20 protein-coding genes and 1 riboswitch are annotated in these 20612 nt (G+C 69.3%); of the genes, 17 read left to right on the top strand and 3 right to left on the bottom strand.

What is annotated here, in order from left to right:
• The first annotated feature begins 41 nt into the window (after positions 1–41).
• The 6 genes from HNR09_RS08950 (at position 42) to HNR09_RS08975 (ending at position 7590) form a co-directional block, all read left to right on the top strand.
• On the top strand, positions 42–449 hold the full coding sequence (locus HNR09_RS08950) for a YciI family protein (RefSeq protein ID WP_218882103.1): 408 nt from the start codon (positions 42–44) through the stop codon (positions 447–449).
• Positions 450–455: 6 nt separating this feature from the next.
• Positions 456–1637 carry a DUF6596 domain-containing protein gene (locus tag HNR09_RS08955; RefSeq protein ID WP_179541714.1) on the top strand — a complete coding sequence of 394 codons (1182 nt, stop codon included), beginning with the start codon at positions 456–458 and terminating at the stop codon, positions 1635–1637.
• Between the two features lie 78 nt (positions 1638–1715).
• Positions 1716–4157, top strand: coding sequence for an excinuclease ABC subunit UvrA (locus tag HNR09_RS08960; RefSeq protein ID WP_179541715.1), 2442 nt, complete (start codon positions 1716–1718; stop codon positions 4155–4157).
• 193 nt (positions 4158–4350) lie between these two features.
• Positions 4351–4470, top strand: a riboswitch (SAM riboswitch).
• A gap of 40 nt (positions 4471–4510) precedes the next feature.
• On the top strand, positions 4511–5071 hold the full coding sequence (locus HNR09_RS08965) for an OsmC family protein (RefSeq protein WP_179541716.1): 561 nt from the start codon (positions 4511–4513) through the stop codon (positions 5069–5071).
• 99 nt (positions 5072–5170) lie between these two features.
• Positions 5171–6184 (top strand): ATP-grasp domain-containing protein, encoded by a 1014-nt coding sequence (locus HNR09_RS08970; RefSeq protein WP_179541717.1) that lies wholly within the window; start codon positions 5171–5173, stop codon positions 6182–6184.
• Positions 6185–6321: 137 nt separating this feature from the next.
• Entirely contained in the window at positions 6322–7590 is a 1269-nt protein-coding gene (locus tag HNR09_RS08975) for an MFS transporter (RefSeq protein WP_343047503.1), read from the top strand.
• Between the two features lie 49 nt (positions 7591–7639).
• On the opposite strand, the gene HNR09_RS08980 is transcribed toward HNR09_RS08975, so the two are convergent.
• Complete coding sequence (locus HNR09_RS08980) at positions 7640–8089, bottom strand: Lrp/AsnC family transcriptional regulator (RefSeq protein ID WP_179541718.1); 450 nt, start codon at positions 8087–8089, stop codon at positions 7640–7642.
• Between the two features lie 80 nt (positions 8090–8169).
• Between HNR09_RS08980 and HNR09_RS08985 the strand changes: the two genes are divergently transcribed.
• Both HNR09_RS08985 and HNR09_RS08990 read left to right on the top strand, forming a co-directional pair.
• On the top strand, positions 8170–8937 hold the full coding sequence (locus HNR09_RS08985) for an AzlC family ABC transporter permease (RefSeq protein WP_179541719.1): 768 nt from the start codon (positions 8170–8172) through the stop codon (positions 8935–8937).
• Positions 8930–9256: a branched-chain amino acid transporter permease gene (locus tag HNR09_RS08990; RefSeq protein WP_179541720.1), complete on the top strand. Its 327-nt coding sequence runs from the start codon at positions 8930–8932 to the stop codon at positions 9254–9256. Before HNR09_RS08985 ends, HNR09_RS08990 begins: the two co-directional genes overlap by 8 nt.
• Before the next feature lie 38 nt (positions 9257–9294).
• Here HNR09_RS08990 and HNR09_RS08995 read toward each other — a convergent pair whose 3' ends face one another.
• Complete coding sequence (locus HNR09_RS08995) at positions 9295–10053, bottom strand: GntR family transcriptional regulator (RefSeq protein WP_179541721.1); 759 nt, start codon at positions 10051–10053, stop codon at positions 9295–9297.
• 207 nt (positions 10054–10260) lie between these two features.
• On the opposite strand from HNR09_RS08995, the gene fbaA reads away from it, so the two are divergent.
• Positions 10261–11283, top strand: a complete 1023-nt coding sequence (gene fbaA, locus HNR09_RS09000) for a class II fructose-bisphosphate aldolase (protein ID WP_179541722.1) — start codon at positions 10261–10263, stop codon at positions 11281–11283.
• A gap of 107 nt (positions 11284–11390) precedes the next feature.
• Here the strand turns inward: fbaA and HNR09_RS09005 are convergent, their stop codons facing one another.
• Complete coding sequence (locus tag HNR09_RS09005; protein WP_179541723.1) at positions 11391–12368, bottom strand: LysR family transcriptional regulator; 978 nt, start codon at positions 12366–12368, stop codon at positions 11391–11393.
• 154 nt (positions 12369–12522) lie between these two features.
• Here HNR09_RS09005 and HNR09_RS09010 point away from each other — a divergent pair, with 154 nt between their 5' ends.
• The 8 genes from HNR09_RS09010 to HNR09_RS16365 all read left to right on the top strand — a co-directional run bounded on the left by HNR09_RS09010 (position 12523) and on the right by HNR09_RS16365 (position 20549).
• Positions 12523–13281: an aspartate/glutamate racemase family protein gene (locus HNR09_RS09010; protein WP_179541724.1), complete on the top strand. Its 759-nt coding sequence runs from the start codon at positions 12523–12525 to the stop codon at positions 13279–13281.
• Between the two features lie 10 nt (positions 13282–13291).
• Positions 13292–14149, top strand: a complete 858-nt coding sequence (locus HNR09_RS09015; RefSeq protein ID WP_179541725.1) for an HAD family hydrolase — start codon at positions 13292–13294, stop codon at positions 14147–14149.
• Between the two features lie 345 nt (positions 14150–14494).
• Positions 14495–15493, top strand: a complete 999-nt coding sequence (phnD, locus tag HNR09_RS09020; RefSeq protein ID WP_179541726.1) for a phosphate/phosphite/phosphonate ABC transporter substrate-binding protein — start codon at positions 14495–14497, stop codon at positions 15491–15493.
• A gap of 30 nt (positions 15494–15523) precedes the next feature.
• Positions 15524–16315 (top strand): phosphonate ABC transporter ATP-binding protein, encoded by a 792-nt coding sequence (gene phnC / locus HNR09_RS09025; RefSeq protein ID WP_179541727.1) that lies wholly within the window; start codon positions 15524–15526, stop codon positions 16313–16315.
• Entirely contained in the window at positions 16312–17337 is a 1026-nt protein-coding gene (gene phnE, locus HNR09_RS09030; RefSeq protein WP_179541728.1) for a phosphonate ABC transporter, permease protein PhnE, read from the top strand. Before phnC ends, phnE (HNR09_RS09030) begins: the two co-directional genes overlap by 4 nt.
• On the top strand, positions 17334–18290 hold the full coding sequence (gene phnE / locus HNR09_RS09035; protein WP_179541729.1) for a phosphonate ABC transporter, permease protein PhnE: 957 nt from the start codon (positions 17334–17336) through the stop codon (positions 18288–18290). Before phnE (HNR09_RS09030) ends, phnE (HNR09_RS09035) begins: the two co-directional genes overlap by 4 nt.
• 10 nt (positions 18291–18300) lie before the next feature.
• Positions 18301–18726 (top strand): DUF3151 domain-containing protein, encoded by a 426-nt coding sequence (locus tag HNR09_RS09040; RefSeq protein WP_179541730.1) that lies wholly within the window; start codon positions 18301–18303, stop codon positions 18724–18726.
• A 272-nt stretch (positions 18727–18998) separates the two neighbouring features.
• The gene (locus tag HNR09_RS16365; protein WP_179541731.1) at positions 18999–20549 is read left to right on the top strand and encodes a lipase family protein; all 1551 of its coding nucleotides are present in this window, start codon (positions 18999–19001) and stop codon (positions 20547–20549) included.
• The last annotated feature ends 63 nt before the right edge of the window (positions 20550–20612 follow it).

The raw sequence follows: 20612 nt of genomic DNA on the forward strand, positions 1-20612 counted from the left end.
AGAGCGACCAGAGAGGCCGCCGATCCAGGAGAGGAAAGATGATGGCCAAGTATCTGCTGCTGAAGCACTACCGCGGCGCACCGACGCCGCCCAACGACGTCCCGATGGAACGCTGGACGCCTGAGGAGGTCACAGCGCACGTCCAGTACATGGAGGACTTCGCCGCCCGTCTCCGGGAGACCGGAGAGTACGTCGACAGCCAGGCTCTGTCCCCCGAGGGCATGTTCGTCCGCTATGACGGCCCCGGCCGCCCCCCGGTGACCGACGGGCCCTTCCTGGAGACCAAGGACCTCATCGCCGGGTGGATGGTGATCGACGTCGAGAGCCACCAGCGCGCTCTCGAGCTGGCCGGTGAGCTCTCGGCCGCGCCCGGGGCCGGCGGAGATCCCATCCATGAATGGCTGGAGGTGCGGCCCTTCTACGGGGTCTCACCTGACGCCACGGAGTGACTCCCGGTGGACGAGGACCAGCTGCGGCGCCTGATCCCTCAGGTCATCGGTGTCCTCGTCCGCCGTGGGGCGGACTTCGCGGCGGCCGAGGACGCCGTGCAGGACGCCCTGGTGGAGGCCCTCCGGGTGTGGGCCCAGGACCCGCCCCGGGACCCGGCCGGGTGGCTCATCACGGCGGCATGGCGTCGCTTCGTGGACGCCGTCCGGTCCGAGGAGGCGCGACGTCGCCGGGAAGGGCGTGCCGGCGAGGAGCAGGCCGTGGACGGCGCGGGCGCCGGTGACGACACCCTCCAGCTGTACTTCCTGTGCGCGCACCCCGCCTTGTCCCCAGCCTCGGCGGTGGCCCTGACGCTGCGTGCCGTCGGCGGACTCACCACCCGGCAGATCGCCGCGGCCTACCTGGTGCCGGAGGCGACGATGGCCCAGCGCATCAGCCGCGCCAAGCGCACCCTCGCCGGTGTCCGATTCGACCAGCCCGGAGACGTCACCCACGTGCTGCGGGTGCTGTACTTGGTCTTCAACGAGGGGTACTCCGGCGACGTCGACCTCGCGGCCGAGGCCATCCGGCTGGCCCGGCAGCTCGCCGCCGTCGTCGAGTCGGAGGAGGCCGACGGGCTGCTGGCCCTGATGCTGCTCCACCACGCCCGACGCCCGGCGCGCACCACCGCCGACGGCGCTCTGGTGCCGCTGCGCGACCAGGACCGGTCCCTGTGGGACACCGAGATGATCGCCCATGGGGTGGCGATCCTGCAGGCGGCGCTCGCAGCGGACCGGCTCGGCGAGTTCCAGGCGCAGGCCGCGATCGCGGCGCTCCACGCCGACGCGCAGAGTGTGGAGGAGACGGACTGGGTCCAGATTGTCGAGTGGTACGACGAACTGGTCCGGCTGACGGACAGCCCGATCGCCCGGCTCAATCGGGCGGTCGCCCTGGGGGAGGCCGCCGATCCTTGGGCCGGGCTGGAGGCGCTCGGGGAGCTGGACGCCGCCCTTCCCCGCCATGCCGCCGCCGCTGCCCACCTGCATGAGCGTGCCGGGGATCGGGTGAGTGCCGCCCGGCTGTACGCCGAGGCCGCGGAGAGGGCGGCGAGCCTGCCGGAGCGGAACCACCTGATGCGGCAGGCCGCCCGGCTCAACACTGCGCTGGGGCGGGCCCCCGGATCTGGCGGAGACGTCACCGGCCCGCACTAGACTCCATGGCACCTGCCTCGCGGGCGCTGTGAGGCGACTCCGCCTCGCTCGCTCGTGCCCCACTGCCCAGGAGACCCCATGACGACGTCGACCTCCACCGATCAGCCCTCCCGCGCCGGCGATGCCGCCCGCCCAGCCGGCATCGACGACGACGTCGGCCTCCCGCCCGCCGACGCCCATGACCTCATCCGCGTCACCGGCGCCCGGGAGAACAACCTGCGGGACATCAGCGTGGAGATCCCCAAACGACGGCTGACCGTCTTCACCGGGGTCTCCGGCTCCGGGAAGAGTTCGCTGGTCTTCGGCACGATCGCCGCCGAGTCCCGCAGGATGATCAACGAGACCTACAGTGCGTTCCTGCAGGGCTTCATGCCCAGCCAGGGGCGCCCGGACGTCGACCACCTCGCCGGGCTGACCACGGCGATCATCGTGGACCAGGAGCGCATGGGGGCGAATCCGCGGTCCACCGTCGGCACCGCCACCGACGCGAACACGATGCTGCGGATCCTGTTCAGCCGACTCGGGGAGCCGCACATCGGCTCGCCACAGGCCTTCTCCTTCAACGTGGCCTCGATCAGCGGCGCCGGGGCGGTGACTTTCGAGAAGGACGGCAAGAAGGTCAAGGAGCGCCGGGACTTCACCATCACCGGCGGGATGTGTCCGACGTGCGAGGGGAGGGGCACGGTCAGCGACTTCGACCTCACCGCTCTCTATGACGACACGAAGTCACTCTCCGAGGGTGCGCTCACGGTCCCGGGGTTCAGCATGGACGGCTGGCAGGGACGGCTCTTCCGCGGCAGCGGGCTCGATCTCGACAAGCCGATCCGTGAATACACTGCGGAGGAGCAGGAGATCCTGCTCCACCAGGAGCCGATCAAGATCAAGGTCGAGGGGATCAACCTCACCTATGAGGGGCTGATCCCCAAGATCCGGAAGTCGATGCTGTCCAAGGACCGTGAGGCGATGCAGCCCCACATCCGCCGCTTCGTGGACCGGGTGGTCACCTTCACCCCCTGCCCCGAGTGCGAGGGCACCCGGCTCACTGCTGCGGCCCGCTCCTCGAAGATCGCCGGGATCAGCATCGCCGAGGCCTGCGCCATGCAGATCTCCGACCTCGCCGCCTGGGTCCGCGGGCTCGAGGAGCCCTCCGTCGGTCCGCTGCTGACCACCCTGGGGGAGACCCTGGACTCCTTCGTGGAGATCGGGCTGGGCTATCTGAGCCTGGATCGGCCCGCCGGCACGCTCTCCGGGGGTGAGGCCCAACGCACCAAGATGATCCGACACTTGGGATCGGCGCTGACCGATGTCACCTACGTCTTCGACGAGCCCACCATCGGGCTGCACCCGCACGACATCGCTCGAATGAACGACCTGCTGCTGCGCCTGCGGGACAAGGGAAACACGGTCCTGGTGGTGGAGCACAAGCCCGAGACGATCGCGGTGGCGGACCACATCATCGACCTCGGCCCGCTGGCCGGTTCCGGGGGCGGGGAGGTGGTCTACGCCGGCGATCTCGCCGGGCTGCGCACCGCCGGGACCCTGACCGGGAACCACTTCGACGACCGCGCCCGCCTCAAGGAGGCCGGGCGGACGCGTGACGGCGTCATCGAGGTCCGCGGGGCGACGCAGAACAACCTCACCGGGGTCGATGTCGACATCCCCACCGGCGTGCTCACCGTGGTCACCGGGGTGGCCGGGTCGGGGAAGACCTCGCTGATCCACGGCAACGTCGCCGGGCTGGACGGCGTCGTGGTGGTGGACCAGGCCGGGATCAAGGGGTCGCGACGCTCCAACCCGGCCACCTACACAGGGCTGCTGGACCCCATCCGGAAGGCCTTCGCGAAGGCCAACGGGGTCAAGCCCGCGCTGTTCAGCGCGAACTCCGAGGGTGCCTGCCCCACCTGCAAGGGTGCCGGGGTGGTCTTCACTGAGCTGGGCGTGATGGAGACGGTGGAGACGCCCTGCGAGGAGTGCGAGGGCCGCCGGTTCCAGGCCGCGGTGCTGGACTTCACTCTGGGCGGGAAGAACATCAGCGAAGTGCTGCACCTCTCCGTGGACGAGGCCCTGGAGTTCTTCTCTGCGGGAGAGTCCCGGATCCCCGCGGCGGGGAAGATCCTGCAGCGACTCTCCGACGTCGGGCTGGGGTACCTGACCGTGGGGCAGCCGCTGAACTCACTCTCCGGAGGAGAGCGGCAGCGACTCAAGCTCGCGGTCCACATTGGCGACGACGGCGGCACCTTCATCCTGGACGAGCCCACCACCGGCCTGCACCTGGCCGACGTGGAGCAGCTGCTGCGGCTGCTGGACCGGCTGGTGGACGCCGGCCGCACGGTGATCGTGATCGAGCATCATCAGGCGGTGATGGCCCACGCGGACTGGATCATCGATCTGGGCCCCGGGGCCGGTCACGACGGCGGCCGGGTGGTCTTCGAGGGGACGCCCGCGGAGCTGGTGGAGTCGGCTCGCGGGGCCGGGGCCACGCTGACCGGGCAGCACCTGGCCGCCTACGTGGGGACCTGACGACTTCCGCCGCCCGCCGCCAGGTGCCCCAGCCCGTCCACTTCATCGATTGGGCGATTTGCACGCTTCTGAGGCCCGAATCGGCGTCCAAAAGCGATCACATCGCCCAATCGATGCATCGGAAGCCGCGGCCGATGACGCCCTGTGACATCACCGTTGCACCGGGGCGCGGCGGCAGAGATGCTCGAGAAGGAATCACGAGCACCCGCCATCACGGACCTGGCCGGCGGGGCGGCAACCCTCACTCTGCACCGGGGTGCCCCCAGGGGACGATTCGACGCCGCCGGGTCCCCGGCCGGCGTCAGGAGAGCGCCGCGGCGGATGCGGCGCGAGGCAGATCGAGAGGCCAGCGCATGACTCAGTACGCCAGCATCGACACCGACACGCAGCAGGAGGCCCAGGATCGCGCCCAGCGCCTGGAGAAGGCCGGACGCGACTGGAGCAGCCGCATCGACCAGGACCCGGCACACGCGGGGCTGGTGTTCCGCGCCCGTGGGGAGGGCATCGGATCGGTCGCCACCCGGATCACCTCCGGGCGGCATGAGTTCGTCCTCGACGAGCCGGCCGCGCTCGCCGGCGACGATGCCGGCACCAGCCCGGTGGAGGCCGCCCTGGCCGGGCTCATCTCCTGCCAGGTCGTGATCTACCGGCTCTACGCCCAGCAGTTGGGGATCGAGCTGGAGGACATCAGCATCGAGGCCGAGGGTGACCTCGACGTCCGAGGTCTCCTCGGAGGAGCCGACGAGGTCCGGCCTGGGTTCTCCGAGGTCCGGCTGAAGGTCTCGCTCACCGGCCCGGAGAGCTCAGAACGCTATGTGGAGCTGCAGCGGACTGTGGACGAGCACTGCCCGGTGATGGACATCTTCCGCAACCCGGTGCCGGTCCAGGTGCAGGTCTCCTCCTCCGCCTCCTGAGCAACACATCCCTGCGGACCAGGGACAGTAGAGTCGGCAAAGAGCCCGCGTCACTCCACCCGTGGGGCTGCCCTGTGAACGCCGGACCGGAAGAAGCACATGGACCTCACATCCACTCGTAAGCACCTGAAGTCTCTGGGCATCGCCCACGGTCTGACCAATGCACTCATCGCCCAGGAGGCTCTCGCCCGGGACATTGAGATCGCGCCGGATGAGAAGAGCAGACTGACCATGCGGTGGAAGGGCCGGCGCATCTGGTTCGACGCCGCCCGGTCCAACATCAACAACTCGCTGGCCCGCCGCTGCACGTTGCACAAGGACGTCGCGAGCCGTCTGCTCCGCACCTACGATGTCCCGGCGCCGCACAACGCCGTGTTCTCAGCCAGGGATGTTGAGCTGGCCTGGCAATGGGCCGAGCCCCGCCTGCCGGTGGTCATCAAGCCCAGCGACGGAGGCGAAGGCGAGCAGGTCCACCTGGACCTTCGTGACCGCGCCGCCTTCCGCGAGGCGTTCAGCGCCGTCGGCGCAGCTGCGGAGGGCGTACTGGTGGAGGAGTTCGTGCCCGGCGTGGAGCACCGTGTGCTCCTGGTGCATGGCAAGGTGGTGGCCGCCACGCGACGCATCCCGGCTCATGTCGACGGTGACGGGGAACACACGGTGGCCGACCTCGTGGCGCACAAGAACATCGCCCGTGCGGTGTTGGAGAACCCGGTGCATTGGGACGTTCCGCTGGATGACATCAGCCGGTCGGTGATGGCTGAGCAGGGGTTCACGGAGAGCATGGTCCCTGCGGAGGGCCAGCGAGTCTGGATCCGCCGCAACTCGAACATCCACAGTGGGGGTGACGCCATGGACGCCACTGATGACCTGACTGCAGAGGAGGTCGACATGGCGGAGAAGGTCGTGCGGGCGATCCCGGGCCTCCGACTGGTGGGGCTCGACATGCTGCTGCCCCGCGACGGCGAAGGGGACGCCCCTCGCGTGCTTGAGGTCAACTCCAGTCCGATGCTCTCCGGCCACCATTTTCCCTGGATCGGGAAGCCACGCGACGCCGCGGGCGCGCTTCTCTCGGGCATGTACCCCGACTCTCCGGCCCGCCGTCGTACCGTGTAGACTGTCCTGCTGGCCTGGACGGCCTCACACCGTCCGGTCCGGCAATTTCCGTCAAGTTGTGTATCTACCTGGTGGCGCTCGTCGAGCAGCGCGCCAAGGCGGCACTGCATCAGTGAGTGCGCTGCAGGAGGTGCGTGATGATGACAACTCTCGAATCCGACCGCCAGGACGGGCCCCGCCCAGGGCTCCACGATGACGGCCCCAGCCTGTTCCGTGCGGCCGGCCCGTCGTACTTCCCCGTGGCGCTCATCGCGCGCTTCCCCTACGCGATGATCGTCGTCGGGGTGCTGACACTGGTGGTCTCCGCCCGTGGCTCGCTGGGGCTGGGCGGGCTGACCTCCGCCATGGTGGGGCTGGGTGCGGTGCTGTGCGCCCCGCTCGTCGGCGCTGCCGCGGACCGGTGGGGGCAGCGGGTCGTGATCCTCTGCGCCGGGCTGGCCAGCACGGTCACGCTGCTGGTGATGGCCTGGGTCGCCTATTCCCCGCTGCCGGACTATGCCGTGCTGATCTCCGCGCTGCTCATCGGCGCGACCACCCCGCAGATCCCGCCGATGTCTCGTACCAGACTGGTCGGGATCATTCTGCGGCGACTTCCGATCGCCCGGCAGAACCGGACCCTGAGCCGCACCATGGCCTATGAGTCGGCGGCGGACGAGGTGACCTTCGTCTTCGGTCCGATGATCGTGGGCATCCTCGCCGCGATGATCAACCCCGCCGCTCCTGTGGTGGGAGCGGCGCTGCTGACTCTGGTCTTCGTGACCTCCTTCGCCCTGCATCGCAGCGTGCAGGCGGTGCGTCCGGTCCAGGGCGAGCGCGCGCTCGCCGCCCCGGTGCGTGACCTGTTCCGCGGCTCGCTGCTGACCGTGCTCGTCGGGGCGCTGGGCATCGGACTGTTCTTCGGTGCGGTGCTGACCTCGTTGACCTCCTTCATGTCCGACGCCGGCCAGGGCGAGAGCGCCGGACTGGTCTACGGGGTCATGGGCATCGGTTCGGCCGCGTTCGCGCTGGGGTCGGGGCTCTTCCCGGAGCGGTTCTCGCTGCGGGCGCGCTGGCTGGTCTTCGCCGGGCTGATGCTGGCCGGCACCCTCATGCTGCCCTTCGTCACCGGTCTCGGCGGCATGCTCGCGGTGCTGGGGCTGATCGGCATCGGCCTGGGCCCCACTCTGGTGACGGTGTTCAGCCTGGTCTCGGCGCGCAGCCCCCGCGGACGAGCCGCCACGGCGATGACCGTGGCGACCACCGGCATCGTGGTCGGTCAGTCGGCGTCCTCGGCGCTGGTCGGTCAGGTCGGCGAGCACCTGGGAACCGGGGTCGCGCTCGTGGCGCCGATGCTCGCAGCCGCGGTGGTGCTGGGGGCAGGGACGGTCAACTGGCGGATGGCCGCCTCCGAGACCATCACCCGCTGAGACTCTCACGCGCCGAGACCATCACCCGCTGCTCAGGCCGGGGCCGGGGTCAGCCTCCGGTGCGCAGGGATTTCAGGATCTTCATCGGGAAGCGGGAGTTGACGTTCGCGATGCCGGGGATAGCCATGACCTTCTCGGTGAGGAAGCGCTCGTACGCCTCGAGCCCCTCCACGGCGATGCGCACGTGGTAGTCCGGTGATCCGAAGAGCCTGTGCAGCTCCAGGACCTCGTCGAAGGACTCCATGGTCTCCTCGAACTCGAGCACCACGGGCCGCCGGAAGCCCTCGAGGTCCACATCCAGCAGCACCTCGAAGTTCCGGCCGACGGCGGCGGGGTTGATCTCGGCCCGGTAGCCGAGGATGACGCCGTCGTGCTCCAGCCGCTGTACCCGTCGCAGGCAGGGCCCCGGGGTGAGGCCGATCTTCTCGGCGAGCTCGACGTTCGAGATCCTCCCGTTGTCCTCGAGCTCTGCGATGATTGCGTGGTCCAGAGAGTCCATACCTCAAGTGTTGCACGTCGGAGGGGTCAACCTGGCGTATTCGCCACCATATTCTGGGGCATTCCTGAAATCATCGGGGCATGGAGAATCAACAGTGCTCGAGCCTGCGCCAGGCTCACTCGAATGCACGACGCCGGGAGGTCGCCCAGGGCTTGCGCGCCTCGCTCGCCGCCGGGTTGGGTCTCTTCCCCATCGGGGTGGCCCTGGGCATGCTCGTGGTCCAGTCCGGGCTGCCCTGGTGGGTGGCGCCGCTGCTCTCCGCGGTGGTCTTCACCGGGTCCCTGGAGCTGCTGCTGGTCGGGATGATCGCCTCGGTGACCCCGCTGGCCACCATCGCGCTGACCACTCTGCTCGTGAACTTCCGCCACGCCTTCTATGCGGTGAGCTTCCCGCTGCGGGCCGTGCGTTCGCCGCTGGGGAAGGCCTACTCCATGCATGCCCTGGTCGACGAGGCCTATGCGGTCACGGCCTCGGACCCGGGGCGCTGGTCAGGGCGAAGCCTCCTGGCCCTGCAGATCGCTGTCCACTCCTACTGGATCGGGGGTGGGCTGGCCGGCGTCGCCGTGGCCCAGCTCATGCCGCATCCGGTCCAGGGGCTGGAGTTCGCACTCTGCGCCCTGTTCATCACGCTGACGCTGGACAGCTGCCGCACGCGGGGTGACGTCCCCTCGCTGCTGCTGGGTGGGCTGAGCTTCACCGGGGCCCTGGTCCTGGTTCCGGAGCATGGCCTGCTGCTGGGGATGGTCGGTCTCCTCGGCGGGCTGGTGGTGCGTCACCTGGTGAGACGGAGTCTCGGCCGCGGCTCCGCCGCCCGGGCATCTCGTGAGAGGGAGGCCCTCCATGCCTGAGGTCGGCTACATCCTCATGGCCGTGGGGGTGGTCTTTGCGGTCACCTTCACGCTGCGCGCTCTGCCCTTCGCTCTGCTGGCCCCGCTGCGTGAGTCGGTGTTCCTGCGGTCCCTGGGGTGGTGGATGCCCGCCGGGGTGATGGTGATCCTCGCCGGAGTGACGCTGCAGAAGTCAGCGGGGGAGTCGTGGGAGCACCTGCCGCATGCGCTGGTGGCCGGGGCGGTCACCGTGGGAGTGCATCTGGGGTGCGGGCGGAACACGCTGGTGAGCGTCGGTGCGGGCACGGCGACCTTCGTCGGGCTGGTCGCCACGTTCTGACCGGCGGGTCAGAGCTCTCCGGCTCAGGGTGCCCGGTGTCAGCCGGCGGGCTGGGCCCGGCCGGCGTGGGGCCCCTCTGGAGTGCCTTCGCCGGTGCGGATGATGTCCAGGAGGTCGGCCAGGAGTCGGGAGAAGCGTGTCGCTGCGGCGCTGCGGGCCTCCTCGGCCGCGGCCCGGCTCTCGGCGGCGTCCATGGCGTCCAGGTGGTGGACGACGTCGTCCAGCGCCTCCGCCCAGGTGGGCAGCAGCGGTTCCACCGGATACTGCCGGAACATGCTCAGGGTGCGTCGCAGCGTGGGGATGGCAATCCTGATCAGTTCGGTGTGGCCTGTGGCGCGGATCAGCGTGGTGGCGAACGCGCGGTAGGCGGGTTCAGCCGCGTCACGCGTGACCGAGCGGCAGGCCCGGGCCATATGGCGTGCCGCCGCGGAGACCTCGCTGACCGGGGACTGCTCGGGCGAGCTCAGGGGAAGTCGTTCCAGGGCCCCGAGCAGGAGCAAACCCAGGAGGTCGCTGAGCTCTTCGGCCTGCCGCTGGGTCAGCACGGCCACGCGGCGACGCTTGTTGGGCAGCGCCTCGATGAGACCTTCGGCCATCAACGTGGCCACCGATTCGCGCACCGGTGTGATGCTCACACCCAGCCGTGCGGCCAGCTCGGCGTCGCGCATCGGCGTCCCCGGTGGGAGTTCGCCGGAGAGGATCTCCTGGCGCAGACGCTGGGCCACAGCCTCTCCCCTGGTCATCGGCGCGGTGAATTCCACGGCGGATGAATCGTGTCCCGGAGAGTGGTGTGTCATGGATCTCACTCTATCCAGTCCGCCTCTGCGGGCGCCGAGAGAAGGTCTCATGGAGTCACTCTCCTGGCAGCGGGCACAGGGGTTTCCGGTGCGGGTAAAGCGATAAACCGAGAGGAACAGGGGTGACCGCCGCCTCGTCGGGGCCCGACGCGCGGCTAGGATGGACCGCGAGACCTCTCCCGACACCCGACTCGAAGGAGTTCGCCTGTGGCCATCGCAACCCCGGACAAGTACAACGAGATGATCGACGCCGCCAAGGCTGGCGGCTACGCGTTCCCCGCGGTCAACGTGACCAGCTCGCAGACCCTGAACGCGGCGATCCGCGGCTTCGCCGAGGCGGAGTCCGACGGCATCATCCAGGTCTCCACCGGTGGTGCCGCCTACTGGTCTGGCGCCAGCATCAAGGACATGGTCGCCGGTTCGCTGGGCTTCGCGGCCTTCGCGAAGCAGGTGGCGAAGAACTACGGGGTGAACATCGCCCTGCACACCGACCACTGCCCCAAGGACAAGCTGGACGGCTTCGTCCTGCCGCTGCTGGAGGCCTCCGAGGCTGAGGTGAAGGCCGGGCGCGACCCGATCTTCAACTCCCACATGTGGGACGGCTCCGCGGAGACCTTGGAGGAGAACCTGCGCATCGCCGCTGAGCTCCTGCCCCGCTCCGCCGCTGCCAAGCAGATCCTCGAGGTCGAGATCGGCGCCGTCGGCGGCGAGGAGGACGGTGTGGAGAACGAGATCAACGAGAAGCTCTACTCCACCATCGAGGACGCCACCGCCACGGTCGAGGCCCTGGGCCTGGGCGAGAAGGGCCGCTACATCACGGCGCTGACCTTCGGAAACGTGCACGGGGTCTACAAGCCCGGCAACGTGAAGCTGCGCCCGGAGATCCTGAAGGACATCCAGGAGCAGACCTCGAAGAAGTACGGCAAGGAGAACCCGTTCGATCTGGTCTTCCACGGCGGCTCCGGCTCCACCGAGCAGGAGATCTCCGACGCCGTCTCCTACGGCGTGATCAAGATGAACATCGACACGGACACCCAGTACGCCTTCACCCGTCCGGTGGCCGGTCACATGCTCTCCAACTACGACGGCGTCCTGAAGGTCGACGGCGAGGTCGGGAACAAGAAGACCTATGACCCGCGCGTCTGGGGCGCCAAGGCCGAGGAGTCCATGGCCGCCCGCATCGTGGAGGCCTCCCAGCGCCTCGGCTCGGCCGGCCGGACCATCTCCTGATCCGCTGAGCGTCCCCGGACCTTCCGGGTCTGCATGAAGGCCCGTCACTCGGAGAGTGGCGGGCCTTCGCGCGTGCCGAGGGTCTGACGCCGGCGGTGCCGGGCGGCTCAGATCCGGCGGCGCAGGGCGGCGATGAGTTCGTCCAGGCGTGCGGTGCCGGTCCAACTCTCCGGGTGGACGGCGGTGATCTCGCGCGGGGCCAGGTGCGGGAGCTCGACGACGTCGATCCGGTCGGCATAGCCGGCCGCCCCAGGGGTGCGCAGCGCGAGGCGAGGGATGAGTGCCACGCCGAGCCCGTGGGCGACGAGCGCCTGGATGGCCTGGGGATCGTCGGTGACGTGACGGATGCGCGGAGTGAAGCCGGCCTCGCTGCAGACCTGCGTCAGGTGTTGGGTGCATCGCTGGCAGCCGGCCACCCACGGCAGGTCGGCGGCGTCGGCGAGTTCGAGGATGTCGTGGTCCAGCCCCCAGCGGCGAGGGAGGATGAGCCGGTGTCGGTCCCTTCCGAGGGTGACCGCGCGATGCCCGGAGGGGATCGGTTCGCCGTTCTCGTGGCGGAAGATCAGGGCGACGTCGACCCGGCCCCGGCGCAGCAGGTCCAGGGCCTCGGGAGGCTCATGTTCGAGGACCTCGAAGCCGCCTCCGCCGCTGGAGGCGAGCTGCTCCAGCGACTGGGCCAGCGCTCCGCCGACCAGGGAGGGGAAGGCCGCGATGCGCAGGGTCTGGTCCGTGGTGCTCGCCGCCGAGCGCAGGTCCTCCAGCGCGGCGCGGGCCTGGGTGCGGATGGCCTCGGCGCGGCCGAGCATGATGCGCCCAGCTGGGGTGGGGACCACGCCGCGGGTGGTGCGGGTGAGCAGCCGGGTGCCGAGCGAGCGTTCCAGGGCGGAGAGCTGCTGGGAGACCGCGGGCTGTGACCAGCCGAGCTCGTGGGCTGCGGCGCTGAGGCTTCCGGCGGCCACGGCACGTTCGAAGAGCAGGAGCTTGCGGAGATCCAGCTTCTCCTCCTCACCCCGGCGGGGCGGGTCGAGGGCGAGCAGGCCGTCGTCGTCCGCGTTCCGGGGAGGATTCACCTCTGCAGCATCCATAAGCACAGATTATGACAGGGGGCATCGAAGCTGGGTCTACCGGTCGCAGATCATAGATTCCATGATGGTCCGGGAGGGGCAAAGGGCGAACCTGCGGTCGCAGGGTCCGCAGCGCAGACTCCGACGTATCTCATCCCCAGAGAGGACACACATCATGCACAGGATCGGGCTGCTCGGCGGGATGAGCTGGCACTCCACCGAGCAGTACTACCGCCGGATCAACACCGCCGTCGCGCACGCGAAGGGCGGGCACTCCAGCGCCCCGCTGCTCATCGACTCGGCGGACTTCGCCGAGATCCGCGCCTTCCAGATCGCAGAGGACTGGCCTGCCGCCGGGGAGGCGCTCGCGGACTCCGCCCGACGTCTGGTGGCCGGCGGCGCCGAGGCCCTCGCCATCGCCACGAACCTGATGCACAAGGTCGCCCCCGCGGTGGAGGCCGCCGTGGAGGTCCCGCTGCTGCACATCGGCGACGCGATCGCCGACCAGGCTCACCGGCAGGGCGCCACCACTCTAGGGGTCCTCGGCACCGCACCCACCATGCTCGACACCTTCTATCGGGCCCGGCTCGAGGCGCACGGCATCGACGTCCTCGTCCCGGACCCCGACACCTGCGCCCTCCTGCACCGTCGCATCTTCTCCGAACTCACCCTGGGCACCTTCACCGACTCCACTCGGGTGGAGTTCGCCGCCGCCATGGGTGACCTTCGTGAGCGCGGCGCCGACGCCGTCGTCCTGGGCTGCACCGAGATCGGGATCCTCGTCCCGCCGGCCTCGGCCCCGGTCCCCGCGCTGGACTCGGTGGATGCCCACGTCGCGGCGCTCACCCGCTTCTGCCTGCACAGCGACCTTCCTCTCGGCCCCGGTCCGCTCTCGGGCACGGCGTCCGGCGTGCCCGCATCCGCCGCGGGCTAGGCTGGAGCGCGTGACGACCCCCGGTTCCGCGCCCCGCACCCGACTGCTGCTCCTCGACTTCGACGGCACCGTCTGCCTCGGCGATGATCCGGTGCTGGCCTATGCCGCCCGGGTGGACGCCATACTCACCGAGCGTGGTCAGCAGCCACTGATCCGCGACGCCGTCGCCCGCGCCTTCGCCGCGGACGACCTGCTCGTCGAGGAGATCGCCTACGACGAGTACGGTGTCCCGCTCGGCGTGGAGCAGGAGCCCGGCCACCGGCTCGCCGCCGACGGGACGGCGCACAGCGCTCACCCCGTCTCCTGGCCCGTGCAGGACGGCTACCAGCTGGTCCAGCTGCTCGCCCGGCAGGCGGGGCTCAGTGACGTCGAGGCGGGGCAGGCGTTCCTCGGTGGGCGCGAGGACCTCCTCGCCCGTGGGCTGGAGTCCACCGATGTCCATGCTCCGGACGGACTCGCCGAGCTCCTGGAGCAGGTGCGCCGCACCGCCCTCGTCGTGCTGGTGACCAATTCTCCGGCCGGAGCCTTCGCCCCCTGGCTCCGAGCACTGGGCCTCACTGAGGCCTTCGATGCGGTGATCAACGACGCCCGTAAGCCCTTCGGTATGCCCGAGGCGCTGCGTCTCGCCTGCGCGGTGGAGAGTCCTGAGAGGCCGATCGCTGCTGACCAGGTGCTCTCGGTGGGGGACATCTGGCGCAACGACCTCGCCCCGGTGGCCGCCCTCGGCGGCACCACCCTGCTGCTGGACCGGTTCGCCACCGGTCTCGGAGAGCCGGATCACCGAGCCCGGCGCGTCGCCGATGCCGTGGACATCATCGGCAGCTGGGCGGGCCAGGAGAGTCAGCTCCACGGTGGTGTGCCCGGCTGACCTGCAGGAATACCTACCCGCTGGTCACGAGACGCCCATCACCCTCTTGTCGTGACCGGCTTCACAGCAGGCCGCGCGGTGTGTGAACACCGTGTGACGGCTGGCCAAACCGCATTGTTCTGGCTTGTGAGGCCCATCTGGGCGCTCTAGAGTGAGGTCAGGTTCGCGCCCCGCACCATGGTCGCGCCCCGCTCGGATGAGGGCCGCATCAGGATTTCATCCAGCGAGGTCGAGCGCAGGCACGGGGTGAAGGGCCTGTCGGAATCAGCACCGGGGGATGAGTTTCTTGTGCCGGATCCGGCATTTCACCTGCATCGTGATCGAAGAGGAAAACCACTCATGCGCATGAAGACCACATCCACTTTCGCGCTGGGCGGCGTGCTCACGCTCGTCCTGGCCGGCTGTGTCGCCGACTCCGATGACGACGGCGACGCCGGCGAGGCCGGTGGGGACTCCGAGGAAGCCCTCGTCCTCGGTCTCGTGCCCTCCCAGGACATGGACCAGCTCGTCGAGGATGCCGACGCACTGGCCGAGCAGCTCAGCGAGGAGCTGGACCGCGAGGTCGAGCCCTACATCACCGACAACTACGCCGGGCTGGTCACGGCCATGCAGACCGAGCAGGCAGACATCGGGATGTTCGGCCCCATCGCCCTGGTCCAGGCCATCGATCAGGCCGATGCCGAAGCCGTGCTGCAGGCGGTGCGCTATGGCTCCGACACCTACGTCACCCAGTGGTTCACCAACGACCCGGACACCTACTGCCTCGACGAGCCGGTCATGGCCGAGACGGGTCAGGGCTACGAGATGCTGTTCTGCAACGGCACCGATACTGCCTCATCGGGCCCCGTCGGCGAAGAGGCCCTCGAGCTGATCGAAGAGGGCGAGACCATCTCCTTCGTGGATGAAGGATCCGCCTCCGGCTACTACTACCCGGCCACCCAGCTTGAGGTCCTCAACGGCTTCGACCCGTTCAGCGACATCGACGCGCAGTTCGCCGGCGGCCACCCGAACTCCGTGCTCAACGTCTACAACGGTGAGATCAGCGTGGGCGTCAGCTTCGACGACGCCCGCGAGTCCGTCGTCGAGGAGCAGGAGGACGTCGGAGACGAAGTGGTGGTCTTCGCCTGGAGCGAGGACATCCCCAATGACGGGATCGCGCTGGCCGCGCACCTCAGCGACGAGGAGAAGCAGGCGATCACCGACGGGTTCCTGGCGCTGACCGAGTCGGAGGAGGGTCAGGAGGTCCTCTTCGACGTCTATGAGATTGACGACCTCGTGGAGGCCAACGTCGATGCCCTCGACGCCGCCCGTGAGGTGGCCGCCAACTTCGGCGACGACGAGTAAGCCCATCCGACTCCTCCGTCCGGACATCCCATGATCAGATTCGAGAACGTCGACGTCGTCTATCCCGGCGGCTTCCAAGGGCTGAAGAACGTGAGCCTCGCGGTGGAGAAGGGAGAGTTCGTCGTCATCGTCGGACTCTCCGGTGCTGGCAAGTCCACCCTCATCCGCACCATCAACGGCCTGGTGCCCTACACCTCGGGCACCCTCACCGTGGGAGGCGACGTCGTCGACGCCGGCTCCCGGCGCGGGCTGCGGCGGCTGCGTTCCCGGGTGGGCATGATCTTCCAGTCCTTCAACCTCGTCACGCGCATCTCCGTGCTCTCCAATGTGCTGGTCGGACGGTCCTCGCAGACCTCCTCCTGGCGATCTCTGCTGGGCTGGTACAAACCGCAGGACAAGGAGATCGCCTTCCGGTCCCTGGAGCGGGTGGGCATCGTGGAGAAGGCCTACGTCCGGGCCTCGACGCTCTCGGGCGGACAGCAGCAGCGGGTGGCCATCGCTCGGGTGCTCGCCCAGGACCCCGAGGTGATCCTCGCTGACGAGCCGGTGGCCTCCCTGGACCCGCCCACCGCGCACAAGGTGCTGCAGGATCTGCGCCGGATCAACCGGGAGCTGGGCATCACCACGATCGTGAACCTGCACCATCTGGACATGGCCCGGCGCTATGCGGATCGGGTGATCGGCATGCGCGGCGGGGAGGTCGTCTTCGACGGCCCGGTGGAGGAGGCCACCGACGTCGCCATCGAGGCGGTGTACCAGCGCTCGCTCACCGCCGAGGACGTCGTCGTGGACGGTTCCCCGGTGGAGAGTGCAGGCCGTTGAGCACCGTCACCGCCCCTTCCGCATCCCCGGGGCAGCCGAGTGCCGGTTCTGGCATCGGGCGGCCAGAGAAGCCGCGCCCTGGAGCTGCAGGCTACCTGGGGCTCGTCGCCGTCGCCGTGCTGCTGGTGCTGTTCTTCGGCTGGACCTCGACCTCCACCCTGATGCTCGACCTCGGCTTCACCCGGCTGCCGCTGTACCCCGGCATCGGCGCGCTGGTGCTGGTGGGCGTGCTGGCCCTCGGCTGGCGCACGGGTGCCGGGGAACTTCCGATGCTGGGGGCGCTGGCCGTCATCGGCGTCACCTGGTGGGGCGGCTCCGGCATCGGCTTCACCTTGACCCCGCTGTGGGAGGACCTGCGCCGTGCCGAGCCGGTGCTGCAAGGCTTCATGAGCCCCAACTGGGGGTTCATCTGGCGAGTCTCCGACGCCTGGCTGGTCACCCTCGCGATGGCGGTGGTGGCCACCACCGTGGGCTGCTGCATCGGCCTGTTCCTGGCGATGATGGCCTCGCCGGTCTCGAGTCCCAACCGAGGCGTCTCGCAGTTCGTGAAGGCGCTGAACTCGGTGATCCGATCCATCCCGGACATCGGCTACGGTCTGCTGTTCGTGGCGCTGCTCGGCGGCACCGCCGGGGGAGCGGGACCGATGGCCGGAGTGATGGCGCTGGTGATGTTCAACATCGGCATCATCGCGAAGCTGACCGGTGAGACCATCGACGCCGTGGACCGTGGCCCGCTCGAGGCAGCCGACGCGTCGGGAGCGAACCTCCTGCAGCGTGACCGGATCGCCGTGGTCCCGCAGATCCTGCCCGGCTATCTGTCCTACAGCCTCTATGTCTTCGAGCTGAACATCCGCGCCTCGGTGGTGCTGGGAATCGTCGGCGCCGGAGGCATCGGCTCCACGATCAGCGTGCAGCTCTCCCGGTTCGCCTACGAGAACATCTCCGCGATCATGATCGCCCTGGTGGTCGTCGTGCTGGCCGTGGACTACCTCTCGCTGACCATCCGCCGGAGGCTGACATGACAGAACCCATCGAACCCGGCGGGCAGTCGCGGCCAGTCGGCGGGCCGAAGGCTGGATCTGCCCCGCGCCACACCCCGGACCGCCTGGATCGCCGCCCGGTGAAGCCCTCCAAGCTGGGCTGGAACCTGGGGCTGCTGGCCTTCGGGATCCTCGTGATCGCCGCGGTCTCCGCCACCGGGGCGAACTTCTCCCGATTGGCCGAGTTCCCGGCGAACTTCATGACCTACTCCTCCCTGATGGTGCAGGGCGTGTTCCAACCGCTCACCCCGGAGGTGCAGGCAGCATGGGGCACCGCCTTCTCGGACATGCTGGAGTCGGTGCAGATCGCCTGGATCGGCACCGTGGTGGGTGCGCTGTTCTCCCTGCCCATGGGTTTCCTGGCCGCACGGAACATGACCCCGCTGCCCATCTATGTGGTGGTCCGTTTCATCCTCTCGGTGATCCGCGCGGTGCCGGAGATCGTCTTCGCGATCGCGGTGATGCTGCCGATCTTCGGGCTGGGCCCGCTGGCGGGAGCTCTGGCGCTGGGAGTGAGCTCGATCGGGACGCTGTCCAAGCTCATCTCCGAGGCGATCGAGGGCGTGGATCCGGGCCCGCTGGAGTCCGCCCGGGCCTCGGGCGCCTCGAAGCTGCAGATGATCCGCTGGGCGGTGCTGCCGCAGGTGATGCCGGAGGTGATAGCCATCTGGCTGTACCGCTTCGAGGTCAACATCCGGGCCTCGGCCATCCTCGGGGTGCTGGGAGCAGGGGGCATCGGCTCGCTGCTGTCGGCGCTCTTCAACGTCCGTGCCTGGGACCGCATCGGGATCACCCTGGTGGTGATCATCGTGGTGACGATCATCATCGATCAGATCTCCGCCTGGATCCGGCATCGGGTCATCCACGGGGCGCCGAAGAAACAGTCCCGGGCGTCCGCGACACCGGTGACGCCGCGGTCCTCGGCTCCCGCGTAGGATGGCGGCCATGAGCATCGTCGGACACAACCTGATGGAGCCGGAGCCCACGCTGCTGCCGGCTGAGCCCGAGGTCACCGAGTCCCTGGCGGACGGCAGCGAGCCGGTGGATCTGGCCGCCCAGCACCCGACGTCGTCGCTGGTGTGGGCGCTGCTGGCCGAGGACGCGCTGTCCCAGGGGTACACCGTGGAGGGGTACGCCTACGCCCGGGTGGGGTACCACCGGGGGCTGGATGCGCTGCGCGGCTCCGGCTGGCGCGGAGCCGGGCCGGTGCCGTGGTCCCATGAGCCCAACCGCGGGTTCCTCCGGGCACTCGCCGCGCTGGGCCAGGCCGCGGCCGCCATCGGGGAGACCGAGGAGGTCCACCGGATCTCGACGTTCCTGAACGACTGCGACCCCACTGCGCGGGAGCAGATCGCCGCCTTGCAGAGCTGAGGCGCCGGACGCGAAAGGGAGGGTGGGCTTCGTGCTCACCCTCCCCTTTTTCGCCGAGTGGGGGATTCGCTGACACCTATCCCGCGAATTCTTGCTGTAAGTGGTGGTGAATCCCCCACTCGACGAGGTGGGGCAGGTCTCCGGAGAGCGCAGGGGTCTTCCCAGCGCACCCTCCTCCCATTAGGGTGTGACTCGGATCACTCGTTACTCGCAAGTCACACCCGTGAGTAACCAGTGGATCGCCCCAGATCACCCACTGACGGAGAGGCCCGATGACGCAGCCCGAGACGCCCCGCAGCCCCCACCACCACCTCAGCGACAGCCGCAGCCCGGCCCCCGTGGAACCGCTGGCCTCAGGGTTCCCGAGGCGTCGGCGTGAGAGGCGCTCTCGCCGTCTGGTCCTGGGAGCAGGTGCCGCCGTCTCCGCGGCGGCACTGGTGCTCTCGACCGTGCCCGCCGCCTCGGCCGCCCCGGAGGAATCCCAGGAGCCTGCGGTCGAGGAGGAGCTGGGAGGGCTGGAGCAGCTCCTGCGGGAGCGCGAGTCCGACGCGGCCGCCCCGGAGGACCTTCACGCGGAGGAGGTCCCGGATGACGTCTCCGTGGAGGAGGCGGAGCAGGCCTTGGAGGCCTCCGACGAGCTCACCACCGAGGATCTGCGCTATGCAGCGGCGGCCGAGGATCTGGCCGACTCCACGGATTCGGACTTCTACACCACTCCGGCCACTCTTCCCGCCGAGGACGGCGCCCTGATCCGTCAGGAGGAGAGCACCTTCTACCTGGACCCGGTCGGACTGATCGAGCACGACGCGGAGGTCACCCGAATCATGTACCGCACCACCGATTCCAACGGGGCAGCCCGGGCCGCCGTCGCCACAGTGCTGGAGCCTGCCCGCAGCGGTCAGGACACGCAGCGGCCGCTGGTGATCCATGCGCCTGGCACCCAAGGTCTGGGGGATCAGTGTGCGCCGAGCCGGCAGCTGGCCGCCGGCACCGAATATGAGGGAGTGGGCATCGCTGCGGCGTTGGAGGCGGGCTACGCCGTCGTTGTGCCGGACTACATCGGCCTGGGCACCGAAGGGGCCCATACCTATATGAACCGGGTGGACCAGGCCCACGCAGTGCTCGACGCCGCCCGGGCGGCCCAGCAGGCCGAGGGGGTGGATCTGGGCGAGGAGAATCCGGTCCACATCCGGGGCTACTCGCAGGGCGGGGGCGCCTCCGCCGCAGCGCTGGAGATCGCCCATGAGCACGCTCCGGAGCTGAACCTGATCTCGGGTGCGGCCGGGGCTGTCCCCGCCGACCTGTTCGAAGTGGCGGACATGATCGACAGCAGCCTGTACAACGCCTTCCTGCTCTTCGCGCTGGGCGGGCTGGTGGAGTCTGAGGGTCTGGACCCGGCGGAGTTCCTCAACGAGGAGGGGCTGGCTCGCCTGGAGCAGGCCTCAGGTCAGTGCACGGTCTCTGCGCTGATCAGCCACCTGTTCGTGGACACCTCCACACTGACGGTGGACGGGCGGGGCTTCACCGAGCTGATCCAGGATGAGCCGTTCTTCTCCGCCCTCGTGGAGCAGCGCATCGGTGAGGGCCGCGCCCCGCAGGTGCCGGTGCAGGTCAACCACAGCCTGCTCGATGACGTGATCCCCTACCGCACTGGCCGCAGTCTGGCCCAGCGGTGGTGCGGCGAGGGTGCTCGGGTGGCCTTCGAGTCGAACGTCGCCCCGACCCATGTGGGTGGCTTCGTGGCCGGGATGCCGGGGGTGGCGCTGTTCACCACGCTGAGCCTGAACGGGTGGAACACCGCCAACAGCTGCTGGCGCCTCTGAGGGGAGTCCTCCGGCTGTGCGGGCCCCGCCCTCTACAATGAGCGGGGCCCGCACGCGCGTGGA

The sequence above is a fragment of the Nesterenkonia xinjiangensis genome, from assembly GCF_013410745.1.
GTDB classification, from domain to species: Bacteria; Actinomycetota; Actinomycetes; order Actinomycetales; family Micrococcaceae; genus Nesterenkonia; species Nesterenkonia xinjiangensis.

Excerpts from the sequence above, each read along its gene's own strand:
- HNR09_RS08950 (WP_218882103.1), top strand. The coding sequence starts at position 42 with ATGGCCAAGTATCTGCTGCTGAAGCACTACCGCGGCGCACCGACGCCG.
- HNR09_RS08960 (WP_179541715.1), top strand. The coding sequence starts at position 1,716 with ATGACGACGTCGACCTCCACCGATCAGCCCTCCCGCGCCGGCGATGCC.
- HNR09_RS08965 (WP_179541716.1), top strand. The coding sequence starts at position 4,511 with ATGACTCAGTACGCCAGCATCGACACCGACACGCAGCAGGAGGCCCAG.
- HNR09_RS08970 (WP_179541717.1), top strand. The coding sequence starts at position 5,171 with ATGGACCTCACATCCACTCGTAAGCACCTGAAGTCTCTGGGCATCGCC.
- HNR09_RS08975 (WP_343047503.1), top strand. The coding sequence starts at position 6,322 with ATGATGACAACTCTCGAATCCGACCGCCAGGACGGGCCCCGCCCAGGG.
- HNR09_RS08980 (WP_179541718.1), bottom strand. The coding sequence starts at position 8,089 with ATGGACTCTCTGGACCACGCAATCATCGCAGAGCTCGAGGACAACGGG.
- HNR09_RS08985 (WP_179541719.1), top strand. The coding sequence starts at position 8,170 with ATGGAGAATCAACAGTGCTCGAGCCTGCGCCAGGCTCACTCGAATGCA.
- HNR09_RS08990 (WP_179541720.1), top strand. The coding sequence starts at position 8,930 with ATGCCTGAGGTCGGCTACATCCTCATGGCCGTGGGGGTGGTCTTTGCG.
- HNR09_RS08995 (WP_179541721.1), bottom strand. The coding sequence starts at position 10,053 with ATGACACACCACTCTCCGGGACACGATTCATCCGCCGTGGAATTCACC.
- HNR09_RS09005 (WP_179541723.1), bottom strand. The coding sequence starts at position 12,368 with ATGGATGCTGCAGAGGTGAATCCTCCCCGGAACGCGGACGACGACGGC.
- HNR09_RS09010 (WP_179541724.1), top strand. The coding sequence starts at position 12,523 with ATGCACAGGATCGGGCTGCTCGGCGGGATGAGCTGGCACTCCACCGAG.
- phnD (WP_179541726.1), top strand. The coding sequence starts at position 14,495 with ATGAAGACCACATCCACTTTCGCGCTGGGCGGCGTGCTCACGCTCGTC.
- phnC (WP_179541727.1), top strand. The coding sequence starts at position 15,524 with ATGATCAGATTCGAGAACGTCGACGTCGTCTATCCCGGCGGCTTCCAA.
- phnE (WP_179541729.1), top strand. The coding sequence starts at position 17,334 with ATGACAGAACCCATCGAACCCGGCGGGCAGTCGCGGCCAGTCGGCGGG.
- HNR09_RS09040 (WP_179541730.1), top strand. The coding sequence starts at position 18,301 with ATGAGCATCGTCGGACACAACCTGATGGAGCCGGAGCCCACGCTGCTG.
- HNR09_RS16365 (WP_179541731.1), top strand. The coding sequence starts at position 18,999 with ATGACGCAGCCCGAGACGCCCCGCAGCCCCCACCACCACCTCAGCGAC.